We start from the raw sequence: 4,689 nt of genomic DNA on the forward strand, positions 1-4,689 counted from the left end.
ATATTATATAAATTAAATGAATATATTAATTAATTTTAGTAAAATTATTGATTATTTTTTAGTAAAGATTTATAATTATATTAACAAGAATTTTTTTGAATCGGAGGTAAAATATGGTTAATAATACTATTAAAAATAAATTTGCAAATATTTTTGGTGAAGATTGTGAAAGCATATTCTTTGCACCTGGTAGAATCAATCTTATAGGAGAACATACTGATTATAATGGTGGTTTTGTTTTTCCTTGTCCTATAACACTTGGAACTTATGCTGCTGTAAGTAAACGTAAAGATAAAATCTTCAAAGTATATTCTATGAATTTTGAAGATTTAGGTGTATTAGAATTTTCACTTGATAATTTAGAATATAATAAAAAACATGATTGGGCTAATTATTTAAAAGGAGTTATTAAATTTTTACTTGAAAATAACCATAAAATTAATTATGGATTAAATATTGTTATATATGGAAACTTACCAAATGGTGCTGGACTTTCTTCTTCTGCATCTCTTGAAATGTTATCGGCTAAAATTTTAAAGGATAGTTTTCATTTAGATTTTGATAATGTACAAGCTGCCCTACTTGGTAGAACAGTAGAAAATAAATATATTGGAGTTAATAGTGGTATAATGGATCAATTTGCTATATCTCTTGGGCAAAAAGATAAAGCTATAATGCTAGACTGTAATAATTTATTCTTTGAATATGTTCCGCTAAATTTAATTAATGAAACCATTATAATAATGAACACAAATAAAAGACGTGAATTAGCAGACTCTAAATATAATGAAAGAAGAGCTGAATGTGATAGTGCTTTAGAAAGTTTAAAAACTATTCTTAATATAAATTCTTTATGTGAGTTAACTCCTGAAGAATTTGAAAAACATAAGCATGTAATAAATGATGAAATTAAAATAAAAAGAGCTAAGCATGCTATATATGAAAATGAAAGAGTTAAAGCTGCTGTTAAAGCTTTAAAAAATAACCACATTGTAACTTTTGGTAAATTAATGAACGATTCCCATAACTCTTTAAGAGATGATTATGAAGTTACAGGTATAGAATTAGATACATTAGTTCATACTGCTTGGAAGCAAGAAAGTGTTTTAGGTGCTCGTATGACAGGTGCTGGCTTTGGTGGTTGTGCCATTGCTATAGTAAAAAATGATTCAGTTAATTCATTTATAGAAAATGTAGGAAAAGTTTATAAAGACACTATAGGCTATGAAGCATCTTTTTATATAGCATCTATAGGAAATGGTCCTATAAAACTTTAAAACTAAAGTTTTAATTCATTGTATAAGGGGTGAAATTTTATGATTAATAAACTTAATTCATTAATAGATAGACTTATAACTTTGTCAATAGATAATGGTCTTATTGATAAAATGGATGAAATTTATGTAAGAAATAGATTGCTGTCTATTTTAAAAGAAAATAATTATTCAACTGGAGAAAAACTTAATTTAACTTTACATGAAACATTAAATGAATTAATTAATATTGCAATAAATAAAGACCTTATTTCTAATTCTTTATATGAAAAAGATATTTTTTCAAGTAATTTAATGAACTGTTTTATACCTAGTCCATCAATAATTAATAAAGAATTTTTAAATAGATATGAAATAAATCCCATAGAAGCTACAAATTATTTTTATAATCTTAGTAAAAGCTCAAATTATATAAGAACAGATAGAATTGCTAAAAATATAAATTTTAAATCAAGCTCTAATTATGGTGATATGGAAATAACTATTAATCTTTCTAAACCTGAAAAAGATCCTAAACAAATAGCTTTAGAAAGAAATTCTATAAAAAGTAATTACCCTAAATGTTTATTATGTACAGAAAATGAGGGCTTTGAAGGTACTATTACTCATCCTGATAGAGCAAATCATAGAATGATAAGATTTAATATTAATAATAAAAATTGGATGCTACAATATTCTCCTTATCTTTATTATAATGAGCATTGTATATTGCTTTGTAATAATCATATACCTATGAAAATTAATAAAGATACTTTTATTAACTTATTACAATTTGTTGATAAAATTCCACATTATTTTATAGGTTCAAATGCTGATTTACCAATAGTTGGTGGTTCAATTTTATCTCATGAGCACTATCAAGGAGGAAATCATACTTTCCCAATGAATTCTGCCAAGAAAATTTTTGATTTTACTTTAGATAGATATAAAGATATATGCTTAGAAGTATTAAATTGGCCATTATCAACTATTAGATTAAAAGGAAGTAATATACTCACTTTAGTTGATTGTTCACAACATATTTTAAATACTTGGAGAAATTATAGTGATGAATCTGTAGAAATATTAAGTCATTCTAATAATGAACCACATAATACTATTACTCCTATAGTAAGAAAAGAAAATGATGAATTTATTGTTGATTTAGTTCTTAGAAATAATAGAACTTCTAAAGAACATCCTCTTGGAATATTTCATCCTCATGTTGATGTTCAACATATAAAGAAAGAAAATATAGGTTTAATAGAAGTAATGGGACTTGCTGTTTTACCTGGAAGGCTTTTAAATGAGTTAGAAGATATTAAAAAATTTATTTTAAATGAATTAATTATTGAAAAAATTCCTAAATATCATAGTGAATGGTGTATTGAGTTAAAAGCAAAATATACTGAAATTAAAAATTCTATTCCTATAGATGATTTTATAAATACAGCTTTAGCTAATAAATTTGTCAAAGTTTTAGAATATTGTGGAGTATTTAATATAAATACTTCTGAGGGAATAAATGCTTTCAAAAAATTTGTAAGTGTTTTAAATAAATAATATATCTTCCTTCAAGTAAAATGGAGTAGTCCCTGACTCTACTCCATTTTATTTTTATATAACTTTAATTCTACAGTGAAAGTTATTCTTTCATCATCTAAATCTGCATAAATCTTTCCTTTATGTAAATCTACTATAGCTTTAGCTATTGATAAACCCAAACCTGAAATTTTTGTTTCACATGGTGATTTATCTACTCTATAAAATCTTTCAAAAATATATTTTATATCTTCTTTATTAATATTATTAACTTTATTTTTCATATTAAAAATAGCCATTTTTCCCTTTTTATATAGCTAAACTTCAACTTTTGCTGGTTTTTTACTGCATTACTAAATAAATTATCAAATACTCTCCCATATGTTCTATATCTAAATTTACTATTAAATCCTCCTCACATAAATCCTCAATTAAAATCAAATTTTCTTTTTGTAATATGTATAAATATTCTCCTAGCATCTACTTTATTAAAGAATTTAAATTACACTCTGTATAGGTATATTCAAACAATTTATTTATTAAACTATTTAACCCTTTAGATTTTTTATAAATAATATTAATAAAGTTTTTATATAACTTAGATTTTTAGAATCTTCTTCTATTTTCTGTCTAATTTTTGTTATATGAACCATAACAGTGTTATCTGATTTAAAAAACTCTTCTTTCCAAACATATTCATATATTTTTCTAATACTTAGTACTATACCCTTATTTCTACATAATAACTCTAAAATATCAAATTCTTTAGGTATTAATTTAACCTCTACATTATTTACAAATACTTGTTTTGTATCTACATTAAGCTTTAAATCTCCTATTTCTATAATTGATTTTTCATTTTTATCTAAATTGTATTTTTTAGACCTTCTTAACTGACCTTTAACTCTTGCAATAAGTTCTAAAGGACTAAAAGGCTTGCATATATAATCATCTGCTCCTGATGTTAATCCATGTATTTTATCTATATTCTCTACTTTAGTAGACATAATTATTATTGGCATATTTCTTTTTTATCTAATTTTCATACATGTATGTAACCCATTTATGCCAGGCATCATTATATCTAATAAAATTAAATCTATATTTTTTTCTTCTAATATGTTTAATGCTTATTCAGCATTTTTCGCTTGTTCTAAAGTAAAACCCTAGTTTTCTAAATAAATTTTAATTAAATTTCTAATATTTTCATCATCATCAACTATTAAAATATTATCTTTCATAAAAGTTCCTTTCCCAACTGATAATATTACTTATCACATATGATAATATATGCTGGTGGAATATTTTTAAACTCTCTTTTTATTTTTATTTTTGAAAAATATTTTTCAAAAAATCTTTTCTTAGTTAATGTATATTGAAAAGTTATAAACTTTCCTCTAGTTCCTATTATATTGTTAGTTTTATTTAATATAGTTTTAGAAACTTCTTTAGATAAACTTGCAAAAGGTAATCCTGATACGATATAATCTACATTATTAATTTCATATGTTTTCAAGTAATCATCAATATTTTCAGCTGAACCATTTATAATAATTAAATTCTTCTTATTTTTATAACGTTCTTTAATATATTTATAAAACTCTTTATTATATTCTATCAATATTATTTTAGTATTTTCATTTCTTCTCACTAGTAATTCATCTGTAAATGCTCCTGTTCCAGGACCATATTCTACTATACACTGACAATTATCAAAGTTAATCTCTTCCACCATTTTCTTAGCTAAATTCTTAGAACTAGGTACTACAGCACCTACAGTTCTTGGATTTAAAATATATTCCATCAAAAAATTTCCCATTTAATTTATCCTCCTAAATAAACTATACTACCAATTCCTATATATTGTAAACAACCTATAAAATTGTATTTTTAG

General features: G+C 23.7%; 4 protein-coding genes and 1 pseudogene. 2 read left to right on the forward strand and 3 right to left on the reverse strand.

The features are described 5' to 3' along the window. Positions 1-113 precede the first annotated feature (113 nt). Both GBZ86_RS12815 and GBZ86_RS12820 read left to right on the forward strand, forming a co-directional pair. A complete protein-coding gene (locus tag GBZ86_RS12815) occupies positions 114-1,277 on the forward strand; it encodes a galactokinase (RefSeq protein WP_152891251.1) in 1,164 nt (387 codons plus the stop codon). A 42-nt stretch (positions 1,278-1,319) separates the two neighbouring features. Further along, entirely contained in the window at positions 1,320-2,816 is a 1,497-nt protein-coding gene (locus tag GBZ86_RS12820; RefSeq protein WP_327445205.1) for a UDP-glucose--hexose-1-phosphate uridylyltransferase, read from the forward strand. A 38-nt stretch (positions 2,817-2,854) separates the two neighbouring features. Here the strand turns inward: GBZ86_RS12820 and GBZ86_RS12825 are convergent, their stop codons facing one another. From GBZ86_RS12825 to GBZ86_RS12835, 3 genes and pseudogenes are all read right to left on the reverse strand, one after another. Continuing rightward, a complete protein-coding gene (locus GBZ86_RS12825) occupies positions 2,855-3,094 on the reverse strand; it encodes an ATP-binding protein (protein WP_152891255.1) in 240 nt (79 codons plus the stop codon). Between the two features lie 249 nt (positions 3,095-3,343). Beyond that, positions 3,344-4,036: pseudogene (locus GBZ86_RS12830) on the reverse strand (response regulator transcription factor). 26 nt (positions 4,037-4,062) lie between these two features. Next, positions 4,063-4,614, reverse strand: a complete 552-nt coding sequence (locus tag GBZ86_RS12835; protein WP_152891257.1) for a class I SAM-dependent methyltransferase — start codon at positions 4,612-4,614, stop codon at positions 4,063-4,065. Between the last annotated feature and the right edge of the window lie 75 nt (positions 4,615-4,689).

This window comes from Clostridium tarantellae (assembly GCF_009295725.1).
Lineage (GTDB): Bacteria > Bacillota > Clostridia > Clostridiales > Clostridiaceae > Sarcina > Sarcina tarantellae.

Bases quoted from the DNA above. Each gene is read 5' to 3' on its own strand.
- GBZ86_RS12825 (WP_152891255.1), bottom strand. From the start codon at position 3,094: ATGGCTATTTTTAATATGAAAAATAAAGTTAATAATATTAATAAAGAA.
- GBZ86_RS12835 (WP_152891257.1), bottom strand. From the start codon at position 4,614: ATGGGAAATTTTTTGATGGAATATATTTTAAATCCAAGAACTGTAGGT.
- GBZ86_RS12815 (WP_152891251.1), top strand. From the start codon at position 114: ATGGTTAATAATACTATTAAAAATAAATTTGCAAATATTTTTGGTGAA.